The sequence below is a fragment of the Pseudomonas sp. KB_12 genome (assembly GCF_052114545.1).
Classification (GTDB): domain Bacteria; phylum Pseudomonadota; class Gammaproteobacteria; order Pseudomonadales; family Pseudomonadaceae; genus Aquipseudomonas; species Aquipseudomonas brassicacearum.
Window position 1 is genome coordinate 1 of sequence record NZ_JBFREY010000050.1, and the last position, 20,547, is coordinate 20,547.

General features: G+C 61.7%; 16 protein-coding genes and 1 pseudogene. 11 read left to right on the top strand and 6 right to left on the bottom strand.

Features of this window, described 5'->3' with window-relative positions; translation table 11 throughout:
• Nucleotides 1–478: 478 nt before the first annotated feature.
• Entirely contained in the window at nt 479–862 is a 384-nt protein-coding gene (locus tag AB4Z20_RS26045; RefSeq protein WP_024618576.1) for a DUF6124 family protein, read from the bottom strand.
• A gap of 488 nt (nt 863–1,350) precedes the next feature.
• Between AB4Z20_RS26045 and oscA the strand changes: the two genes are divergently transcribed.
• The 8 genes from oscA to AB4Z20_RS26085 all read left to right on the top strand — a co-directional run bounded on the left by oscA (nt 1,351) and on the right by AB4Z20_RS26085 (nt 9,897).
• Nucleotides 1,351–1,533, top strand: a complete 183-nt coding sequence (gene oscA, locus AB4Z20_RS26050; protein ID WP_003186967.1) for a sulfur starvation response protein OscA — start codon at nt 1,351–1,353, stop codon at nt 1,531–1,533.
• A gap of 139 nt (nt 1,534–1,672) precedes the next feature.
• A complete protein-coding gene (locus AB4Z20_RS26055) occupies nt 1,673–2,686 on the top strand; it encodes a sulfate ABC transporter substrate-binding protein (protein WP_214512930.1) in 1,014 nt (337 codons plus the stop codon).
• 193 nt (nt 2,687–2,879) lie between these two features.
• Nucleotides 2,880–3,698: a sulfate ABC transporter permease subunit CysT gene (gene cysT / locus AB4Z20_RS26060; RefSeq protein ID WP_013692011.1), complete on the top strand. Its 819-nt coding sequence runs from the start codon at nt 2,880–2,882 to the stop codon at nt 3,696–3,698.
• A gap of 12 nt (nt 3,699–3,710) precedes the next feature.
• Entirely contained in the window at nt 3,711–4,580 is an 870-nt protein-coding gene (gene cysW, locus AB4Z20_RS26065; RefSeq protein WP_024618577.1) for a sulfate ABC transporter permease subunit CysW, read from the top strand.
• A gap of 3 nt (nt 4,581–4,583) precedes the next feature.
• Complete coding sequence (locus tag AB4Z20_RS26070) at nt 4,584–5,573, top strand: sulfate/molybdate ABC transporter ATP-binding protein (RefSeq protein ID WP_018613244.1); 990 nt, start codon at nt 4,584–4,586, stop codon at nt 5,571–5,573.
• Between the two features lie 279 nt (nt 5,574–5,852).
• Nucleotides 5,853–7,214: a cytochrome C gene (locus AB4Z20_RS26075; RefSeq protein WP_442090963.1), complete on the top strand. Its 1,362-nt coding sequence runs from the start codon at nt 5,853–5,855 to the stop codon at nt 7,212–7,214.
• Nucleotides 7,211–7,723 (top strand): sorbitol dehydrogenase, encoded by a 513-nt coding sequence (locus tag AB4Z20_RS26080; RefSeq protein WP_214512933.1) that lies wholly within the window; start codon nt 7,211–7,213, stop codon nt 7,721–7,723. Before AB4Z20_RS26075 ends, AB4Z20_RS26080 begins: the two co-directional genes overlap by 4 nt.
• Nucleotides 7,720–9,897, top strand: a complete 2,178-nt coding sequence (locus AB4Z20_RS26085) for a GMC family oxidoreductase (RefSeq protein ID WP_258690147.1) — start codon at nt 7,720–7,722, stop codon at nt 9,895–9,897. The genes AB4Z20_RS26080 and AB4Z20_RS26085 overlap by 4 nt, the downstream gene beginning before the upstream one ends.
• Before the next feature lie 153 nt (nt 9,898–10,050).
• Here AB4Z20_RS26085 and AB4Z20_RS26090 read toward each other — a convergent pair whose 3' ends face one another.
• Complete coding sequence (locus AB4Z20_RS26090) at nt 10,051–10,575, bottom strand: Mpo1 family 2-hydroxy fatty acid dioxygenase (RefSeq protein WP_258690148.1); 525 nt, start codon at nt 10,573–10,575, stop codon at nt 10,051–10,053.
• An 87-nt stretch (nt 10,576–10,662) separates the two neighbouring features.
• On the opposite strand from AB4Z20_RS26090, the gene AB4Z20_RS26095 reads away from it, so the two are divergent.
• Nucleotides 10,663–11,349: a Crp/Fnr family transcriptional regulator gene (locus AB4Z20_RS26095; RefSeq protein WP_258690149.1), complete on the top strand. Its 687-nt coding sequence runs from the start codon at nt 10,663–10,665 to the stop codon at nt 11,347–11,349.
• Nucleotides 11,350–11,529: 180 nt separating this feature from the next.
• Here the strand turns inward: AB4Z20_RS26095 and AB4Z20_RS26100 are convergent, their stop codons facing one another.
• The gene (locus tag AB4Z20_RS26100; protein ID WP_253470797.1) at nt 11,530–12,534 is read right to left on the bottom strand and encodes an AraC family transcriptional regulator; all 1,005 of its coding nucleotides are present in this window, start codon (nt 12,532–12,534) and stop codon (nt 11,530–11,532) included.
• Nucleotides 12,535–12,634: 100 nt separating this feature from the next.
• Here AB4Z20_RS26100 and AB4Z20_RS26105 point away from each other — a divergent pair, with 100 nt between their 5' ends.
• Nucleotides 12,635–13,708, top strand: coding sequence for a fatty acid desaturase (locus AB4Z20_RS26105; RefSeq protein ID WP_253470799.1), 1,074 nt, complete (start codon nt 12,635–12,637; stop codon nt 13,706–13,708).
• Between the two features lie 278 nt (nt 13,709–13,986).
• Here the strand turns inward: AB4Z20_RS26105 and AB4Z20_RS26110 are convergent.
• Nucleotides 13,987–14,185 (bottom strand): annotated as a pseudogene (locus tag AB4Z20_RS26110) (sigma-70 family RNA polymerase sigma factor); the annotation flags it as partial.
• A gap of 254 nt (nt 14,186–14,439) precedes the next feature.
• On the opposite strand from AB4Z20_RS26110, the gene AB4Z20_RS26115 reads away from it, so the two are divergent.
• A complete protein-coding gene (locus tag AB4Z20_RS26115; protein WP_214512939.1) occupies nt 14,440–16,320 on the top strand; it encodes a methyl-accepting chemotaxis protein in 1,881 nt (626 codons plus the stop codon).
• Nucleotides 16,321–16,518: 198 nt separating this feature from the next.
• Here AB4Z20_RS26115 and AB4Z20_RS26120 read toward each other — a convergent pair whose 3' ends face one another.
• Nucleotides 16,519–16,983, bottom strand: coding sequence for an SRPBCC family protein (locus AB4Z20_RS26120; protein ID WP_024618586.1), 465 nt, complete (start codon nt 16,981–16,983; stop codon nt 16,519–16,521).
• Nucleotides 16,984–17,015: 32 nt separating this feature from the next.
• Complete coding sequence (locus AB4Z20_RS26125) at nt 17,016–20,540, bottom strand: non-ribosomal peptide synthetase (protein WP_258690150.1); 3,525 nt, start codon at nt 20,538–20,540, stop codon at nt 17,016–17,018.
• Between the last annotated feature and the right edge of the window lie 7 nt (nt 20,541–20,547).

A 20,547-nucleotide genomic window follows, 5' to 3' on the forward strand; every position in this document is an offset into this window, starting at 1 on the left:
CCCTCACTCCGGCATTGCTCCGTGGGCCCGCCGCGAAGGGCCATCCATGGCCCAGCGCGGCTATCCCGGCATCCATGCCGGGATGCCCACTCCACAATGCCTGCGTTCGGCCAGCGTGGTTAACGGGGCGCCCGAGATCAACGTCCACCACGAGGYGGCCTAGTAGCCGACCTGGTTCTCCCGGTCGTACACCCTTCAGATCTGTTTGAGCAGGACCTGTGGGAGCAAAGCTTGCTCGCGAGGCGGCCTGACAGCCGACCTGGTTCTCCGGTTCTACCCCAATCCAACTGTGGGAGCGAGCCTGCTCGCGAAGGCGTCGGTTCAGCTTGCATCATTGTTGCCTGACACTCCGCTATCGCGAGCAAGCTCGCTCCCACAGTTGTTTTGGGTTGACTGTGGTATCCGCGACAACCCAATTTCCCCTGTGGGAGCGAGCTTGCTCGCGATGGCGTCGGCTCAGCTTGCCTCAATGTAGGTGCTATCCCTTGGCGCTGTGTGCCGCCATCTCCTTGGTTTCCAAATGATCCAATGCCCGCTCGACCAACAACTGCACCCCATCGGCCATGCGGCTGATCGCCAGGGCGACGCAGCGGCGTGAGTCGTCCACGTCGTCAGCCAGGTCGGCGGCGATGGTGCTGATGGAGAGCAGGTCTTCGGAGGCGTTGGCCAGCAGGGTTTCGGTGTCGATGTGGGGGGCGACGATGAACAGCTTGGTGCTGTCGGGTTCGGGCGGCGAGGCGGGCTTGGGGTTGAGGTAGTAGTCGAGGGCGCGGGTGGCGGCGTCATCGAGCTTTTTTTCTTCTTGCGCTTGGACGCGGGATTTGTGGCCGTTTTGCGGAGGATTCGGCGTAGGTTTGAACATGGGTAGGTTTCCTATAGAGAACCGCCCTGGATCGCTTGCACGCAATGAAGGGTGGCAGCTGTGTGCGAGTGTGCAAGACCGAGCAACCTTACCCAAAACTCGGCAGATCCGAAGATCTCCCGAACACAGCCGCCATAAAACACGGGCGCGAATGCGCCACGAATGGCTAGAAGCATTAAGGGTTGGTGTTTTACCCGGACTTGCACGTCCGTGTCACCGTTTTTTGCGATGACGAACAGAGGTTATCCGCGCCATAGAGCGCTGCCTAGTTCATGAAAAGCCCTGCGTTTCGAAGGAAATATCCGAGGGTTTGGCAGGGAAAAAGCCCCCAGTCACCCCTGCCGTAGGACGTCGGCTACTTTCTGTAATTTTGGTTATATAAAAATTCTTAAATAGTCTTTTTAAGAATATCCGCCTTTATCTAGTATTGCTCCCACGCCGCAAGCAGTGCCGCCCACTGCCAGGCATTCATTCAAAGGAGCAGCAGCATGAGCGCATCTCTACGTAGCGTTGACGGCCAGGACGAAGCAACCATCTTGCGCGAGATCCAGAGCGCGTTGCGCGATCTACGCTTTGGGGCAGTGGAAATCACCGTGCACAACGCCCAGGTGGTCCAGATCGAACGTAAGGAAAAATTCCGCCTGCAGCAACCGAGTCATAAGCCGTCTTGAAAAAAGACAAAAGATCGCAGCCTTCGGCAGCTCCTACGGGGGGCTGAGTGTAGGAGCTGCCGAAGGCTGCGATCTTTTCCTACAAGCCAAACGAATTTCCAGAAGCCATAAGAAAACCAGAATTCCAGGAGCTTTCACCATGTCGTCCATTCGTCGTTATGCCCTGGCCGCGCTGGCCAGTGCTGTTTTTGCCGGTTCCGCCGTCGCCAAGGATTACGAGTTGCTCAACGTGTCCTACGACCCGACGCGCGAGCTTTACCAGGATTACAACGCCGAATTCGCCAGTTTCTGGAAGAAAGCGCACCCGGACGACAGCGTGAAGATCCAGCAGTCCCACGGTGGTTCGGGCAAGCAAGGTCGGGCGGTGATCGATGGTCTGCGGGCCGACGTGGTGACCCTGGCCCTGGCCGGCGATATCGATGAAATTGCCAAGCTGGGCAAGTCCCTGCCGGCGGACTGGCAAACACGCCTGCCGGAAGCCAGCACGCCCTACACGTCCACCATCGTGTTCCTGGTGCGCAAGGGCAACCCCAAGGGCATCAAGGATTGGGGCGACCTGATCAAGAACGACGTGTCGGTCATCACCCCGAACCCGAAGACTTCCGGCGGTGCGCGCTGGAACTTCCTGGCCGCCTGGGCCTACGGCCTGAAGGCCAACGGGGGTGACGAAGCCAAGGCCAAGGAATACGTGCAGGCGCTGTTCAAGCACGTGCCGATCCTCGACACCGGCGCCCGTGGCTCGACGATTACCTTCGTCAACAACGGTCAGGGCGACGTGTTGCTGGCCTGGGAAAACGAAGCCTTCCTGGCGCTGAAAGAGGACGGTGGCGCGGACAAGTTCGACATTGTCGTGCCGTCGCTGTCGATCCTCGCGGAACCGCCCGTGGCGGTGGTGGACAAGAACGCCGAGAAAAAGGGCAACCTGGAGATCGCCGAAGCCTACCTCAAGCACTTGTACAGCCCGGCCGGCCAGGAGATCGCCGCGAAAAACTTCTATCGTCCACGGGACAAGGATGTGGCCGCCAAGTACGCCCGGCAGTTCCCGAAACTGGAGCTGGTGAGCATCGACAAGGACTTCGGCGGCTGGAAAAGCGCGCAACCGAAATTCTTCAATGATGGCGGCGTGTTCGACCAGATCTATCAGGCGCAGTAAGCTGGCCGTAAACGCCGTCATCAACTCCTGCCGGGCTCAACCCTGTAGGAGCTGACGAGCGCAACGAGGCTGCGATCTTTCGACTGCCAATTGAATCGAGAGTGAAAGATCAGGATCAAAAGATCGCAGGCTTCGCCAGCTCCTACAGAACACAGCAGGAGCAAGCTTCCTCGCCACACAACCAAGGACCTTTATGTCGCGTCGCATATCCCCCGTCATACCCGGCTTCGGGCTGACGCTGGGCTACACCCTGGTGTACCTCAGTCTGATTGTGCTCATACCCCTGGCGGCGATGTTCGTGCATGCCGCCCAGCTCACCTGGGAACAGTTCTGGGCGATCATTTCGGCGCCGCGGGTGCTGGCGGCCTTGAAACTCAGTTTCGGCACCGCGCTGTACGCCGCCATCATCAACGGCGTGATCGGTACGTTGCTGGCCTGGGTGCTGGTGCGCTACACCTTCCCCGGTCGCAAGATCATCGACGCGATGATCGACCTGCCGTTCGCCCTGCCCACCGCCGTGGCCGGTATTGCCCTGACGGCCTTGTATGCGCCGACCGGCCTGGTCGGCCAGTTCGCCACCGACCTGGGCTTCAAGATCGCCTACACGCCGCTGGGCATCACTCTGGCGCTGACCTTCGTGACGCTGCCGTTCGTGGTGCGCACGGTGCAGCCGGTGCTGGCCGATATTCCCCGTGAAGTCGAAGAAGCCGCCGCTTGCCTCGGCGCCAAGCCATGGCAGGTGTTCCGCCACATCCTCGTACCGGCGTTGTTGCCGGCCTGGTTGACCGGTTTCGCCCTGGCCTTTGCCCGTGGCGTGGGCGAGTACGGTTCGGTGATTTTCATCGCCGGCAACATGCCGATGAAAACCGAGATCCTGCCGCTGCTGATCATGGTCAAGCTCGACCAATACGACTACACCGGCGCCACCTCCATCGGCGTGCTGATGCTGGTGGTTTCCTTCGTCCTGTTGCTGCTGATCAACCTGTTGCAGCGGCGCATCGAAACCCCATAAGGAGGCGCGAACATGTCCCAATCGTCTATTTCCGCGGCCTCCACCAACGCCGCCCGCCGCGGCAGTGCGACGTCGCGGCGCGTGTTGATCGGCCTTGGTTGGCTGATTTTTGCGCTGTTTCTGCTGTTGCCGCTGTTCATCGTGGTGTCCCAGGGCCTGAAGCTCGGGCTGGGGGCGTTCTTCACGGCGATCTTCGAACCCGACGCACTGTCGGCGTTGAAACTCACGGTGATTGCGGTGCTGATCTCGGTGCCGCTGAACCTGGTGTTCGGCGTCAGTGCCGCGTGGTGCGTGAGCAAATATTCATTCCGTGGCAAGAGCATGCTGGTGACGCTGATCGACCTGCCGTTCTCGGTGTCGCCGGTGATCGCGGGCCTGGTCTACGTGCTGATGTTCGGCGCCCAGGGCCTGTTCGGGCCGTGGCTGTCGGATCACGACATCCAGATCGTGTTTGCGCTGCCGGGCATCGTCCTGGCGACCATCTTCGTCACCGTACCGTTCGTGGCCCGGGAGCTGATCCCGCTGATGCAGGAACAAGGCACCCAGGAAGAAGAGGCTGCGCGCCTGCTGGGCGCCAATGGCTGGCAGATGTTCTGGCATGTCACTGTGCCGAACATCAAGTGGGGCCTGATCTATGGCGTGGTGCTGTGCACCGCCCGGGCCATGGGTGAGTTCGGCGCGGTGTCGGTGGTCTCCGGGCACATTCGCGGGGTGACCAACACCCTGCCGCTGCACGTCGAGATCCTCTACAACGAATACAACCACGTGGCCGCGTTCGCTGTGGCGAGCCTGTTGCTGATCCTGGCGCTCTTCATCCTGCTGCTCAAGCAGTGGAGCGAAAACCGAATCAACCGCCTGCGCGCCAGCGCCGCGGAGGAATAAGTCATGTCGATCGAAGTCCGTAACGTCAGCAAGAATTTCAACGCGTTCAGGGCCCTGGACGAGATCAGCCTGGATATCCAGAGCGGCGAGCTGGTGGCGCTGCTGGGCCCGTCGGGCTGCGGCAAGACCACTCTGCTGCGGATCATCGCCGGCCTCGAAACCCCGGACCAAGGCAGCATCGTGTTCCACGGCGAGGACGTATCCGGCCACGACGTGCGTGATCGCAACGTCGGTTTCGTGTTCCAGCACTACGCCTTGTTCCGCCACATGACGGTGTTCGACAACGTTGCCTTCGGCTTGCGCATGAAGCCCAAGCACCAGCGTCCGAACGAAAGCCAGATCGCGACCAAGGTTCATGAGCTGTTGAACATGGTGCAACTGGACTGGCTCGCCGACCGCTACCCGGAGCAATTGTCCGGCGGCCAGCGCCAGCGTATCGCTCTGGCCCGCGCCTTGGCGGTGGAGCCCAAGGTATTGCTGCTGGACGAGCCCTTCGGCGCCCTCGACGCCAAGGTCCGCAAGGAACTGCGCCGCTGGTTGGCGCGGCTGCACGAGGACATCAACCTGACCTCGGTGTTCGTGACCCACGACCAGGAAGAGGCCATGGAAGTCGCCGACCGGATCGTGGTGATGAACAAAGGCGTGATCGAGCAGATCGGCTCGCCGGGCGACGTCTACGAAAACCCGGCCAGCGACTTTGTGTATCACTTCCTCGGCGACTCGAACCGCCTGCACTTGGGTGAGGACCGGCATGTGCTGTTCCGCCCTCACGAAGTCTCGCTGTCGCGCTCGGAGCTGGAAGACCACCACGCCGCCGAAGTGCGCGACATTCGCCCGCTCGGCGCTACCACTCGGGTGACCTTGAAGGTGGAAGGTCAGAGCGAACTGATCGAAGCGGAAGTGGTGAAGGACCATGACAGCCTGGTGGGGCTGGCGAAGGGCGAGACGCTGTTCTTCAAGCCCAAGGTCTGGCAGAAAGTCGCCAACCTCTAAAAGCATCGTCGGAACGCCGCCCGGAGCAAGCTCGCTCCCACAGGGGATTTGTGTATGGCGCAGATCCATTGTGGGAGCGAGCTTGCTCGCGATGGCGTCCCCACTGACGCCCCGATCCGAATCTGAATAACCCCACCCAACCTTGCTTCGATTGGTTCTACGCCAACGCCTTTTCCCCGCCCAAACCCTACCTAGACTCTGACAGGCCAGGAGGCAAGTGAGAGTCCATGACGGACCGGTGTTATCTCTCCTGGTGCCCTGATGCCAAGGAGAGAAAACATGAGAGTGGAAGTCAGTCGGCATGGCCCGCTTGGCTGTGCATTGTTAGGCGTCTTGCTGGCTCCGGCCGCCAGCGCCGCCCCCTCGCTGTCCCCCCAGATACCCTTCGATGTCACGGTGACCAAGCCCGTTTCACTGGTCAGCCTGCAAGCCAATTTCGATGAGCTGTCGTGGCAGACCTTCATTGCCCTGAACTGGCCGGCGCTGGATAACGGCGACCCCAATACCGGCACTTCCATCGGCAAGCAGGATGGCGCCACCGTGTGGGAAAGCTGGAAAGAGAGCTACCAGATTTTCCGCGCCAAGGGCCAGGCCCCGCTGCCCTGGAATGCCCCGGCGACCCTGCCCGAAGCGTGCAAGTCGCTCAAGCCCGGTCGCCTGTTGCAGCAAATGGGCAAGGTGCCCGATGTGCTGGATGAATTTATCCAGCCCTTCGAGAGCGGCCCGCTGGTGGACCAGAACGGCACCTACACGCGCAACGAAATCGTGGTCAACCAATCGATGTTCAACGGCATCGTCGATAACGGTCTGTACAGCATCGAAGGCCAGCAGAAGTTCTTCGCCGCGAAGCCGACCAATGCCGTGGCGTTCAGTTGTGGTTCCACCGAGACCAAACAGGTCGGTGCGGTGATGGTGAAGGCGTCGTGGAAAGTGCTGGGCCCCAACGACAAGCGGCAGGACTTTCACACCGTCGATGCGCTGGTCTACACCCCGGGGAACAACGACCCCAGCCATGGGCCGATTGTCGCGGAGTCGTGCGTGTCCGAGCCGGTCGGGTTGGTGGGATTGCACATGGTCCATAAGACCACCAGCGCGGCGCAATGGGTCTGGTCAACCTTCGAGCATGTAAAAAACGTGCCGGAAAAAACCACGCCCGTTGCCCAGCGGACGGGACCGTATCTGTTCTACAACGCTGCCAGCACAAGCGACATCAACCAACCGCCGCCACGGCCATGGAACCCGGCGGTCAAGGCTACGCCCTCGCAGATCGTGCGCGACGTGCCGCTCACCGATGCCACCAGAAAACTGAACGCTACGTATCAAGAGCTGTTGCGTAAGGTGGACCCGCAGAGCGTCTGGGCGAACTATCAGCTGATCAGTACCCAGTGGCCGTCAGACCCGCCCAAGAACTGCCAGATATCGGCCGCCAACCCGCTGGGCAGTCCTGCACCCCTGTTCCTGGCCAACGCCACGCTGGAGACCTACATCCAGGGCACCGTGCCCCAGGCGTCTTCCAGTTGCATGGCGTGCCACGGCAATGCGGCCACCCATGTCACCGAATCGCCACGCACCAGCTTCGCGGATTTCACCTATTTGCTCGAACGCGCACAGTCCACCAGTGGACAAGGAGCCAAGCAATGAGCAGCAATCTGGATAACTTCGTAGGCCTGTCATCGGCCCTGATTGGCATCTCGGCCGATCGTCTGGCACCGCAGATCGACCAGGTCGGTTTGCCGCCGATCTTTCTCGATTACGTCACTGCGCGAGTTCCTTCCGACGTGCTCAACGCGCTCTTGACTCAATACGCCACGCTGGCGGCGGACCATGTACCGTCCGACCAGATCGCCCAGCAGATACTGAAGTTCAACATGCAACCGACGATTCCACATACGGTACTCGCCGCGCGCTCGATCATGAAGCTGTGGTTGTTGGGCGTCTGGTATCAACCGTTCGATATGGCGCCTTTCAAGAAAGATGATTCGGCGGTGGTGTCCGATCAGGCCTACATCAACAGCTGGGCCTGGAAGATCGCCCAGGCCCACCCGATGGGCTACAGCGAATCGTTTTTTGGGTATTGGAACAGCGCGCCCTCCAGCCTTGAAGATTTGACCGGCGTATCCGCTAACGGACAGCAAGGAGCGTTGTCATGAGTACCGAACAAGCCGAAGTGGTGATCGTTGGCGCAGGTCTGGCCGGTAGCATCATTGCCTATCAATTGGGCATGGCCGGGATTGATGTGCTGGTACTCGAATCGGGGCCGGAGATACCGGTCAATCGTGCCCAGTATCTGGAGCGTTTCTATACCGCGACGCTGAAAACCCCTGAGTCCCCTTATCCCCCAAGCACGACACTGGACCCACATCTCAAGGGGCCGGCCGAACTGAACGCGCCGCGGGCGACCATTGCCGATCTGCTCAATGGCAACTGGAACAACCCGGCGGTCAGCTACTTGGTCCAAAAAGGCCCGCTGCCCTTTACGAGCACTTACGAACGGGTGGGTGGCGGCACGACATGGCATTGGGTCGGAACCTGCCTGCGCATGGTGCCGAACGATTTTCGCCTGCGGTCCAAGTATGGCGTCGGGGTTGACTGGCCAATAGGGTATGACGATCTGCAAAGCGCCTATTGCCGGGCGGAAGCGGAAATCGGTGTGTCGGCCAACGTCGCCGACCAAGCCTATCTGGGCATGACCTTTCCTGAGGGTTATGCATTCCCGATGCGCAGCATTCCGTTGTCGCTGGTCGACGGCAGCTTTGTCACGGCTGTCACGGGGAAGACGTTCGATAGCTTGCCGCTGGTGGTCAGCCCGACGCCGGCCGGGCGCAACTCTCAACCTTATGCCGGTCGCCGGGTATGCGCCGGCAATACCAACTGCACGCCGATCTGCCCGATCCAGGCCAAGTACGACGCCACCGTGACCATGAACAAGGCGTTGAACACTGGCAAGGTTCGAGTGCTTTATCGAACCGTGGCCAGCAAAGTAACCGTTGGCACTGACAGCAATATCAATGGCATCGAGTTCAAGCAGTACCAATTGGAAGATGGCCCCGTCACTGGGACCGGCGTGGCAATAGGACAACGTTATGTGATCGCCGCCCATGCGATCGAAACACCGAAGCTGCTACTGCACTCCGGCGTGGCCAACAGCAGCGGGCAAGTGGGGCGCGGCCTGGCTGACCATCCCATTTATCTGGCGTGGGGGTTGATGCCCGAGGGCAAGGCGATTTTCCCCTACCGGGGACCGCTATCGACGGCCGGCATCGAAAGCCTGCGCGACGGTGCCTTTCGCAGCGATCGTGCGGCGTGGCGTATCGAGATTGGCAACGAAGGTTGGAACTGGCCGGCCGGTGATCCCTACACCACGGTCGCCGACTTTATCGATGGGAAGAACAATGGCGGCGCTAACCCGAGCAATAAATTGCTATCCGGAACGGCGTTGGTACATAAGCTCAACGACGTCTTCACCCGCCAGTTCCGGATCGGTTTCCTGGTCGAGCAGGTCGAGGACGACCCCGACCACGCGAAATGCTACATCGTGCCCTCGACCGAATACACGGACCGGCTCGGTATCCCTCGGCCGGAAATCCACTACGACCTGTCCGAGTACACCATGAAGGGTTTCCAGCAGGCGAAAATACTGGCGACGCACATCATCGAGGACCTGCTCGGTGCCCAGGAGTTGACGGACATCATCGCACCTGGATGTTTTACTTACGACAAGGTGCCCTACAGCTTCCAGGGCGCCGGTCACCTGATGGGGACTTACCGCATGGGCGATGACCCCAAAAAGTCGGTCGTGGATAAATACCAGCGCAGTTGGGACCACAAGAACCTGTTCCTGGTGGGGGATGGCGTGTTCCCCAGCACCGGCACCTCGAACCCGAGCCTGACGATTGCGGCGCTGTCGTTCCAGGCCGGGGATACACTGGCCAATGACCTGCGGGCGGTGACGATGCAGGTCCAATCCAACATCGCCTGGCAGGGCACCGGCGTGCAGGTCAACGGGTTGGTACCGCGCCTGGTGCGCTACGTCAGTGGGCTATGGTGTGCCAGTCCGCAGGGCGGCAATGTCGATGGAAATGGCGGTTCGAGGCACATCGACTACAGCAGCTATGCCTTGCCCGGTGCCGCCGAAGGTGCCTTGATCGGTCGCGTGGGCGATGGTGGCAAGCCGTTCCTGGTGGGTGATCTGGGGCAGGTTCCGGGCGACCAGCAAGGGGAACTGCAACTGTGCATCAACGATGACCTGACCGGGCAGCACGGGTCTGGCTTGAAAGATAACACCGGCGCGCTGACGGTACGGGTCGAGTTTGGTGCGCTGTAACGCTTGAGCGGTAAGGCCCAACTCTTGTGGGAGCGAGCTTGTGGGAGCAAGGCTTGCCCGCGATGGCATCGCCTCGGTCGATCAGCTACACCGAGGTGTTTGCATCGCGGGCAAGCCTTGCTCCCACAGACTCGCTCCCACAGAGGGGTGTTTTCAGACCGTCGAACGCTGGTTGCGCAAGGCTACGGGCCCGACGCGCTCTTCGATGGCCCGCTTCAGTTCGCCGCGAAGCCCCAGCAAAAAGCCCGCTTCCACCACCACAAACAGCGGCCCGACAATCAGCCCGGTGAGATCGTCGACGAACGCCGGCTTGCGGCCTTCGTAATAGTGACCGACAAACTGGATCACCCAGCCCGCCACGAACATCCCCAGGCCACTGCCCAGCCACACCAGGGTGCTTTGCGCGGCGAGTATCTGGCCCAGCCAGACCGCCAGGCTCAGCAGCACCGTCATCAACACCCCCAGGCGCAACTCCAGGCGCAGGTAGAACCAGGCACTGGCCACGGCCACCAGCAGCGCTGGCGACACCAGGACCGCGCCCACTGGCCAACCTGGGCGTGACAGCAGCACGGCGACGGCGACGAAGATCAGCGGGATACCGATGAAATGGCTGGCGATGTTGCGCGGGTCGCGGTGATAGGCGGCGTATTGACTGAGATGATCGACGAGGCTTTTCATTGTTGTTCCTCCTGAGGTGATACCTGCATGATGCCCAGGTACCACAAGGCGTTCTGTCAGTTAGCCGACACTTGTCCCGGAGTTTCCATGAATTCGCATCCCTGGCACTCACACCTGATGGCCAGCCACTGGTACAGCCATCTGCCTGCTGAGTTACAGAATAGTCTGCTGGGCATGGCGCGGGTGCGCCGCCTGCCGCCGGGTCATCGGCTGTTCCAGCGCGGCGATCCACCGTGCGGGCTGTATGCCGTGCTGGAAGGCGCGGTGCGCGTCGGTGCGGTGAACGAGCAGGGCAAGGAGGCGTTGCTAAGCGTGGTGGAGGCGCCCCACTGGTTCGGTGAAATCTGCCTGTTCGATGGCCAGCCGCGCACTCATGATGCGGTGGTGGTCGGTCAATGTACGCTGCTGCATGTGCCCCAGGCTCCGTTGCTGGCATTGCTGCAAGAGCAGCCAATCTACTGGCGGCACCTGGCATTGTTGATGAGCCACAAACTGCGCCTGACCTTCATCAACCTCGAACACCTGAGCCTGATGCCCGCCCCGTCCCGCCTGGCCCACCGCCTGCTGCTGATCGCCGAAGGCTACGGCGAAATCGAACCGGCCCGACGGGTCCTGCAACTGCCCCAGGAACAACTGGCGCTGATGCTCGCGCTGTCACGCCAGACCACCAACCAGATCCTCAAGGACCTGCAGGCCCAGGGCATCCTGCACCTGGGTTACGGCGAGATCGAAATCCTCGACATCGAGCGGCTGCGAGCCCTGACCACAACCTGAAACCGACCAGAACCCTGTGGGAGCGAGCTTGCTCGCGAAGGCGTCAGGTCAGTCGACATCGATATTGACTGATACACCGCCATCGCGAGCAAGCTCGCTCCCACAGGATTTGTGTGCACCCCGGATAAAATGTGGGAGCGAGCCTGCTCGCGATAGGGCCAGTGCAACCAACCCAAATCCCTAGCGCAACCCATCCCGAAACTGCCCCGGCGTCATCCCGGTCCAGCGCTTGAAGGCGCGGCTGAAGCTGCTGGCATCGGCAAAGCCCAGCAGGTAGCTGACTTCGCTCAGCGAGCAATTCGGATCCCGCAGGTGCAGCAGCGCCAGATTCTCCCGGCACTCGTTGAGCAGTGCGTCGAAGCGGCAGCCTTCGTCGGCCAGGTGCCGTTGCAGGCTGCGCAGGCTCAGGTGCATGGCCTGGGCGATGCGTTCGGCGCTGGGCTCGCCTTCGGGCAGTTGGGCCTCGATGGCCGCGCGTACCTTGCGCTCCCAGGTCAGCGGCTTGAGTTGGGCGAGGGTGCGTTCGAGCACCGTTTCGTTGTGTTCGGCCAGTTCCGGGTTGGCGTCGTCCAGGTGGCTGTCGAAGTCGCTGAGGTTGAACTCCAGGCAATCCTGGTCGGCGCCGAAATGCACCGGCGAACGGAACACCTTGTGCCAGGGGCTGGGGTCCGCCGGTTCCGGGCGCCGCAGGTACACCGCCAGCGGTGCGTAATCACGGCCGAGGCGGTTGCGACAGGTGCGCACGTAAATCGCCGTGAACGCGTCGATGGCTTCGAAGGCTGGCGCCGGTCGGCCCGGCGGCACCTCGAGACTGAAACGGTAGCGGTCTTCGCCCCGGTTCAATTGCAGGGTCAGCGCATCGCTGACCACCGGGTGATAGCGCACGATCCGCTCGAACACTTCCCGCAGGCTGCCGCTGGCCACCAGGGCATAACCCAGTGCGTGAAATGTGGTGGGGCTGACAAAGCGCGACACCCGCAGGCCGATGGCCGGGTCGCCGCTGGCCTGCACGGCCAATGCCCACAGACGGGTGGTGGCTGAGAGCGGGTAACGGGCGTTCGGCTCGTCCATCCACTGCGGGTCGAGGCCGGCTTCTACGCACAAGGCATGGCTGTCCAGGCCCAGCGCATCGAGCTGTTTGCGCAGGGCGCGGGTCCAGCTGGCGAGGGAAGTCGGTTCAGTCATGACGATTGGCGCTTGCGGTCAACAGGTTGGCGTTTACGGCTACCATCCCAGGGAACAACGCCCGGCAGGATGAGCACATCTCTAACAGAGGATGTAAGCCATGCACGGCACTTGCGCAAGCCCCGAGCGATTGAATGCACAACAACGATCGGCCCATATTCGCCAGGTGGTCCTGGCCCGGGGCGAAGAATTGCGCCAGCGCTATCCGATCCTGCGCCACCAGGACGCGTTGGGCGCGGGGATCCTGGCGTTCGCCCTGGTCGGGATGATCGGTTCGGCGCTGCTCTACATCAACGGTTACCTGGCCGGGTGGGCGTGCCTGTTGCTCAACGCGTTTTTCGCGTCCCTGACCCACGAGCTGGAGCACGACCTGATCCACAGCATGTATTTTCGCAAGCAGCGCCTGCCCCACAACTTGATGATGGGCCTGGTGTGGCTGGCGCGGCCGAGCACCATCAACCCGTGGATCCGTCGCCACCTGCACCTCAACCATCACAAGGTGTCCGGCAGCGAAGCCGACATGGAGGAACGGGCCATCACCAACGGCGAACCCTGGGGACTGGCGCGGTTGCTGATGGTCGGCGATAACGTGATGTCGGCGTTCATCCGCCTGCTGCGGGCCAAGACCTGGACGCACAAGCGCAGCATTCTCAAGCGCACGCTGAAGGTGTATTTCCCGCTGGCGTTGCTGCATTGGGGCGCCTGGTATGTGTTTCTCGGTTTCCACGGGGCCAACGGCATCGCCGGTCTGCTGGGCACTTCAATTGACTGGTCGGCCACCACGCTGGCGACGATGCAGGTAATCGACATCGCCGCGGTGGTGATCATCGGGCCGAACGTGTTGCGCACCTTTTGCCTGCATTTTGTCAGCTCGAACATGCACTACTACGGCGACATCGAGCCGGGCAATGTCATCCAGCAGACCCAGGTGCTCAACCCTTGGTGGTTGTGGCCGTTGCAGGCGTTCTGCTTCAACTTCGGCAGCAGCCATGGCGTTCATCATTTCGTGGTGAAGGAGCCGTTCTACATTCGCCAACTGACGGTGCCGGTGGCCCACCAAGTGATGCGGGAAATGGGTGTACGGTTCAATGATTTCGGTACGTTTGGGCGGGCGAACCGGTTTGTGCGGGAAGAGGGTGTGGTGCGGGAGGAAGGGGATGCACTGCGGGTTTGACCGATACAGGTGCGAAACCTGTGGCGAGGGAGCTTGCTCCCGCTGGGGCGCGAGGCGGCCCTGGTTTTTTGGGGCTGCTGCGCAGCCCAGCGGGAGCAAGCGCCCTCGCCACAGAGAATGAGTTAAGGCCGGGAACAGGTTAGAACTGATAACTCACCGTCACCGAGGCATCGGCCCAGCTGTAGCCGACAGATAGTCGGCGCCCATCAGTACGGTGTGCTTGGTCGCGCCGGTAAAAATTCGGCTTGCAGCATGTTGTCGACGATGAAGGAGTGGAGCCTTTCTTCGGCGCCAGGGGTTTCGGCTTCCGGCAGGTGAGCTATGGTTTGGAGGTAGGCGCGTTCGATTTCTTCTCGCTGCCAATGGTCGATGGTCCGCGGCATCGGCGGCGCTGCCCAGGCGGGGGCGCAGCCAAGTATTGAGCCAGCCGTGATGACGGCTGTAGAGCGCCTGTACTGCAAGCTCGGGAGATGACATGGACGCAACGGCCTGGATGTCACAAATGATCATCAGTCGCACTGTCATCAGCCGCCGGCGAATGTGCAACCACGGTCCACCCGCTGTGTCCTCTCGTCGCCTATTTCTTCGATTCCCTAATTATTTGTACAGGTTTGCCGACAGACTTGTACGTGTGCACCAAAGTGGCGCGGATTGATAACCGCTCGCACTGCTACATAGAACGTTGCAAACCTGGAATGCACTCCCCACTCCTTGCATAAGAAGTCTCATCCATGAATCTAAAGTTCAGTCACAAAATCCTTCTTGCCGCCTCTGGTGTGGTGGTCCTGGCTTTTGCCCTGTTCACGCTCTACAACGATTATTTGCAGCGAACCACCATCGGCAGCAGCCTTGAGTCGTCCATCGAGCAATCCGGCGACCTGACGGCCAGCAGCATCCAGAACTGGATGAGTGGCCGGATACTGGTGCTGGAAAACCTGGCGCAAAACATCGCGCACCAGGGTGCTGCTGCCGATCTGCCAGGGCTGGTCGATCAGCCCGCGCTGACGTCGAACTTCCAGTTCACTTATGTGGGCCAGGCCAACGGCGTCTTCACCCAGCGCCCGGACGCCAAAATGCCTGACGGTTACGACCCGCGTCAGCGCCCTTGGTACAAACAGGCGGTGACCGCCGATAAAACCATGCTGACCCCGCCTTACCTGGCGGCCGTGGGTGGCCTGGTGGTGACCGTTGCCCTGCCGGTGAAGCACAACGGCGAACTGCTCGGTGTGGTGGGCGGCGACCTGAGCCTGGAAACCCTGGTGAAGATCATCAACTCCGTGGACTTCGGCGGTATCGGCCATGCGTTCCTGGTCAGCGGCGACGGTCAGGTGATCGTCAGCCCGGAAAAAGACCAGGTGATGAAGAACCTCAAGGACATCTACCCAGGCACTCCGGTGCGCATTGGCAAGGGTATCCAGGACGTTGAGCTGAACGGGCAGGACCGTATCCTTTCGTTCACTCCAGTGACTGGCCTGCCGAACGCCGAGTGGTACATCGGCCTGTCGATCGACAAGGCCAAGGCCTACGCGCCGTTGAGCCAGTTCCGTACGTCTGCGCTGATTGCGATGTTTGTCGCGGTGGCGGCCATTGCGTTGCTGCTGAGCCTGCTGATCCAGGTGCTGATGCGTCCGCTGACCACCATGGGCCGCGCCATGCAGGACATCGCCCAGGGCGAAGGCGACCTGACCCGGCGCCTGGTTGTGCAGGGCAAGGATGAGTTCGCGGTGCTGGGTGGTTCGTTCAACCAGTTCGTGGAGCGGATTCACGCGTCGATCTCGGAAGTGTCTTCCGCCACTCGCCAGGTGCATGACCTGTCGCAGCGGGTGATGACCTCATCCAATGCGTCCCTCGTCGGCTCGGACGAGCAGAGCGCCCGCACCAACAGCGTGGCCGCGGCCATCAACGAGTTGGGCGCCGCGACCCAGGAAATCGCCCGCAATGCCGCCGATGCCTCGCAACATGCCAGCGGTGCCAGCGAACAGGCCGATGACGGTCGCCAAGTGGTGGAGAAAACCATCCAGGCCATGACCGAGCTGTCGCAGAAGATCAGCCTCTCGTGCACCCAGATCGAAACCCTGAACGCCAGCACCGACAACATCGGCCACATCCTGGACGTGATCAAGGGCATCTCCCAGCAAACCAACCTGCTGGCGCTGAACGCGGCCATCGAAGCGGCCCGTGCCGGTGAAGCCGGCCGTGGTTTTGCGGTGGTGGCCGATGAAGTGCGCAACCTGGCGCACCGCACCCAGGAGTCGGCGGAAGAAATCCACAAGATGATCACCTCGCTGCAGGTCGGCTCTCGTGAAGCGGTGACCACGATGAACGCCAGCCAGACGTCCAGCGAAGAAAGCGTGGAAGTGGCCAACCAGGCCGGCCTGCGACTGGTCAGCGTGACGCAGCGTATCGGTGAGATCGACGGCATGAACCAGTCGGTAGCAGCTGCGACCGAAGAACAGACCGCTGTAGTTGAAACCCTCAACATGGACGTCAGCCACATCAACCTGCTGAACCAGCAAAGCGTGGCCAACCTCAATGAAACCCTGAAGGATTGCGATGCCTTGTCGCAACAGGCCAATCGACTGAAGCAACTGGTGGATAGCTTCAAGATCTGACCCAGTCGCAAGCCGACCCACCGCCATCGCGAGCAAGCTCGCTCCCACAAGGGACTGGCGGTGGGGCGGTATTTTGCATTCACCGCGGAACCAAAACTGTGGGAGCGAGCTTGCTCGCGATGGCGGCCATCCAGTCAACATCATCGGCACAGACCCACCGCTTTCGCGGGCAAGCCCGCTCCCACAAGGGAGTGGCGCTTACTTGAACATCCCCTGCACATTCCCCATCGCCTCATCGGCGAAGCCCTGGAGGAAATCCCTGAAGCCCGACGGCGTGTGGGCGTCGGTGTGGTCGGCGATGATGGTCCAGGTGGCGCGGCAGCGGTTGTCCGCCAGGGGCTCGACGCGCATGGCCGCCCACAGGTTGTCGATACCCAAGGTGTTGTAGATCAGCGTCCAGGTCATGTGCATGGCCTGGTCGTCACGGCTATTGAGCTGTTCCACCACCAGGTTCTGCCCATCGCGGAAGAATTTCTTGCGCAGGGACCTCACGCCCTCGCCGGTCATTTCGATGTGCTCCAGCGCCGGGATGAAACGGTTGAATCCGCCAAAATCACCCACCACGTCCCAGACGCGCGCCGCGTCGGCCGCGACCTCCACCGAGGTTTCGACCTGGCAGGCTTGGGGGTTTCTGATCAGGGTGTCGGGTTGAAATGCACTCATGGTCTTGCTCCTTGCTTTGGGTTGAGGGTGTTTCAGATGAAGTCGATGGCCTTGAGGTACTCGGCGCCGCGACGCAGCAGGGCCGGGGATTTTTCCGGGTAGCTGGCGCCCATCTGCCGCACGCCGGCGCGGGCGTTGTCATGGCTGATCAGTGAGATATCGCCGATGTCTTCTTCGAAGCCGTTGAGGTAGAAGCCCAGCACGCCAAACAACGCGTTGTCGGCATCGACCCGAGCCAATTGCCGTTGCCACTCGGCGACGCTGACCAACGAAAACTCCCGGCCGCTGTCGCGGAACGACGCGACATAAGCATCCCAGCTCAAAGGCTGTGGGTTGTGCAGGTTGAACACCGCTTGCGTCGGCTGGTAACGGCTGGCGTGGAAGGCGATGAAACGGGCCAGGAAATCCACCGGCATCAGGTCGAAGTTGAGTGACAGCTCCGGCACCTGACCGAGTTGGATCGAGCCCTTGAGCATCAGCATCAGCCGATTTTTGTGGGGCTGGCAGACCCCGGTCAGGCTGTTGAAACTGATGTTGCCGGGACGGAACAGATTGACCCACACCCCGCGATCCCGGGCCCGCTGCAGGATCCGTTCGCCGACCCATTTGGACAGGTTGTAGCCGTTCTTGATGTAGATCGGCGGCGTCTCGGCGGCAGGCTGTTCCAGCACCTGGCCGTCGGCGTCCAGGGCACTGGAGGCGGAAAGCGTGGAGACGAAGTTGAAGATCTTCTTGCTGCGCCCTTCACACAGGCGCAAGCATTCGAAGATCGGCTCCACGTTGTCCCGCGCCAGGGACTCGTAGTCGAGCACATGGTTGACGTGGGCAGCGTTGTGCACCAGCGCGCCGAAGGTGCGGTCGATGCGGGTGTAGACGTCGTCTGGCAGACCCAATTGCGGTTGGGTGATGTCGGCGGCGTACACACTGACGCGGTCCAGGTTCAGGTGGGTCAGGTGATTGTCCTGGAGGGCCTGGGAGAAGCGCTCGGCTGCGCTTTGTTCAGCGCTCGCACGCACCAGGCATGCGACTTCGGTGGCGCCCCAGGCCAGCAGTGCCTCGACGATGTGCACGCCGAGAAAGCTGTTGGCGCCGGTCACCACCACCTTGTGCACATCGCCGTATTGGCTGATGGGCAGCGGATCGAGGTTGAGTTCGGCCTCGGCATCGATGAAGGCCTGGGGGCTGAGGACCGATGCACTGTTTTGATCAGGATCGTCCAGCAACTTGGCCAAGGTCATCAGCGTCGGCGCTTCGATAAAGCGATTGATCGACAGGCTGCGGCCGAACGTCTGGCGGATGCTCAACAACAGTCGCGACAGCAGGATCGAATGCCCGCCGAGGTTGAAGAAGCTTTCGTCGGTGGCGATGTCCTCGACGGGCAGTTCAAGCAGCTCGGCCCACAGTTGCTGCAATTGTGTCTCCAGGGCGTTCTGTGGCTGCCGGCGCTGGCCGTCGACCTGCACCTGCACCGCCATGGCGAGCAAGGCCCGACGATCGACCTTGCCATTGCTGGTGTACGGCAGGCTCGGCAATTCGACGTAGGCGGCCGGGTGCATGTAGCTGGGCAAGCTGTTCTGCACATGCTCGCGCAACGCCTGGAGGGCGTCGCCGGAGTGCTCGGGATGAACCAGGAACGCCAGGATTCGCCGCCGTTCATCGACCCCCACCGCCACTTGGCGAAACAACTGGCTATCGCGCAGGCAGTGCTCGATTTCCTCGGGCTCGACCCGAAAACCGCGGATCTTCACCTGATTATCGCGCCGGCCACACAGTTCGATGCCGTTGTCGGTCCACTGGCCGATATCACCCGTGCGATAGACCCGTAGCACTTGCCCGGTGGGCAGCGCCAGGTCGAGGTAGCGCGTCGCGGTCAGCGTCGGATCGTTCAAATAACCCAGGCCGACGCCCGGGCCGGCGATATACAACTCGCCGGGGACACCTTGGGGAACCGGTTGCAGCTGTTCGTCCAGGATCAGCACCCGGCCATTGGCGATGGGCACGCCGAGGTTACGGTTGTTGTCGCCGACGCCGAACTGTCGTGTGGTCACCAGCACTGTGGTTTCGGTCGGGCCGTAGATGTTGTGGAACTGGCATTGTGGCGCGAGGTGTTCGATCACGAACGGTTCGCAGACATCGCCGCCGGTGATCAGGTGCGTCAGGCCCAGCGGTGCATCAAGGGGCATGACGCTCAGCAGCGCAGGCGGCAGGAAGGCGTGGCTGATGTGCTGCTGGTGAATCAACGTGACCAGTTGCTGCGGATCGCGGCGCTGGTCTTCGCTGGGCACCACCAGCAAGGCGCCGTGGATGAAGGTCGGGAGGATATCCAGCAGCGACGCATCAAAGTTGATGGTGGAAAACTGCAACGCCCGGCTGTCGCGCTGCAACCCGACGTAGTCGCCGTACCAGGCACAGAAGTGACTGAGGTTGCGGTGGCTGAGCAACACGCCCTTGGGCTGGCCGGTGGTGCCGGAGGTGTAGATCGCCACGGCCGGAGCGTCGCTGTCCACCGTGCGGCGGATCAACGAAACCGGGATACCGGGCTTGGGCGATGGCAGTTGATGGACATTGAGCGTTGGCAATGCCAGGTCGCCCAGGTCGCTGTCGCCGTCGTGCAGCAGCAGGTCCGCCTGGGCATTTTCCAGGATGAAGCGCCGACGTTGCGCCGGGTGCTGCGGGTCCAGCGGCAGGTACACCGCGCCACAACCCAGCACCGCCAGGATCGCTGCGTACAGGTGTGCGGATTTGGGCAGGCAGACACCGATCACCTTGTGGGAGGCAGGCTTGCCCCCGATGAACGATGACGCGGTTTGCTTGAGAGCGTCGGTGTCTTCATCGCGGGCAAGCCTTGCTCCCACAGGTCCTGCTCTCCATGTTCCTGCAGGTTCGGAGCTCCGTAGCATTTGCAACATCGGCTCTTGCAACCTCAGCGCCAGGCGGCGCAAGGATTTGTAGTCGATGAGTTGTCCATCGACCCACAGGGCCGGTTGCGCCGCGTCGTCGAGCATGCGCTGTTCGATGCTGTGCATCACCGGCATGTCGGCGGCGGCGAGCAGCCAGGGTATTGGCGGCCGATTGAGGCCGTGCTCGAACGCCAGCGGCTCCAGCGCATCGAGCCCGAGCAGGGGTTGCTCGACAGCGTCAGCGTGTACCGTCGGCCAGTGATCGAAGCAGGTGTCATCCCGGGATAACTGGCTGACCAGCCGTGCGCCGGCCTCGACCACTGTCGCCAGGGTACGCAACCGCAGGGACTGACCGTTGCCATCGCTTTGCGGCGCAATCACCTCCTGGCACAACAGCCGCTGCGCGCCGTCGCGAAATATCACCACCGGTTGCGGCAATACCTCGCCGGGTAGCGTGCGCAGCGCCACGCGGACCTGGAGGCATGCGCGGGCTTCAATGGCTCGCGGTGTCGTACCGTCGTCGATCAACAGGTCGACCACACCGAGGTTGGCCGGCGATTGCCGATCCACGATGCCGTGGCCGTGCAGCTCCAGTTCCCGGGCCAGTTCGGCCATGGCCTGGCTGGTGCCAGGCACTGCAATTTCGAGGCGTTTCATCGAAAGG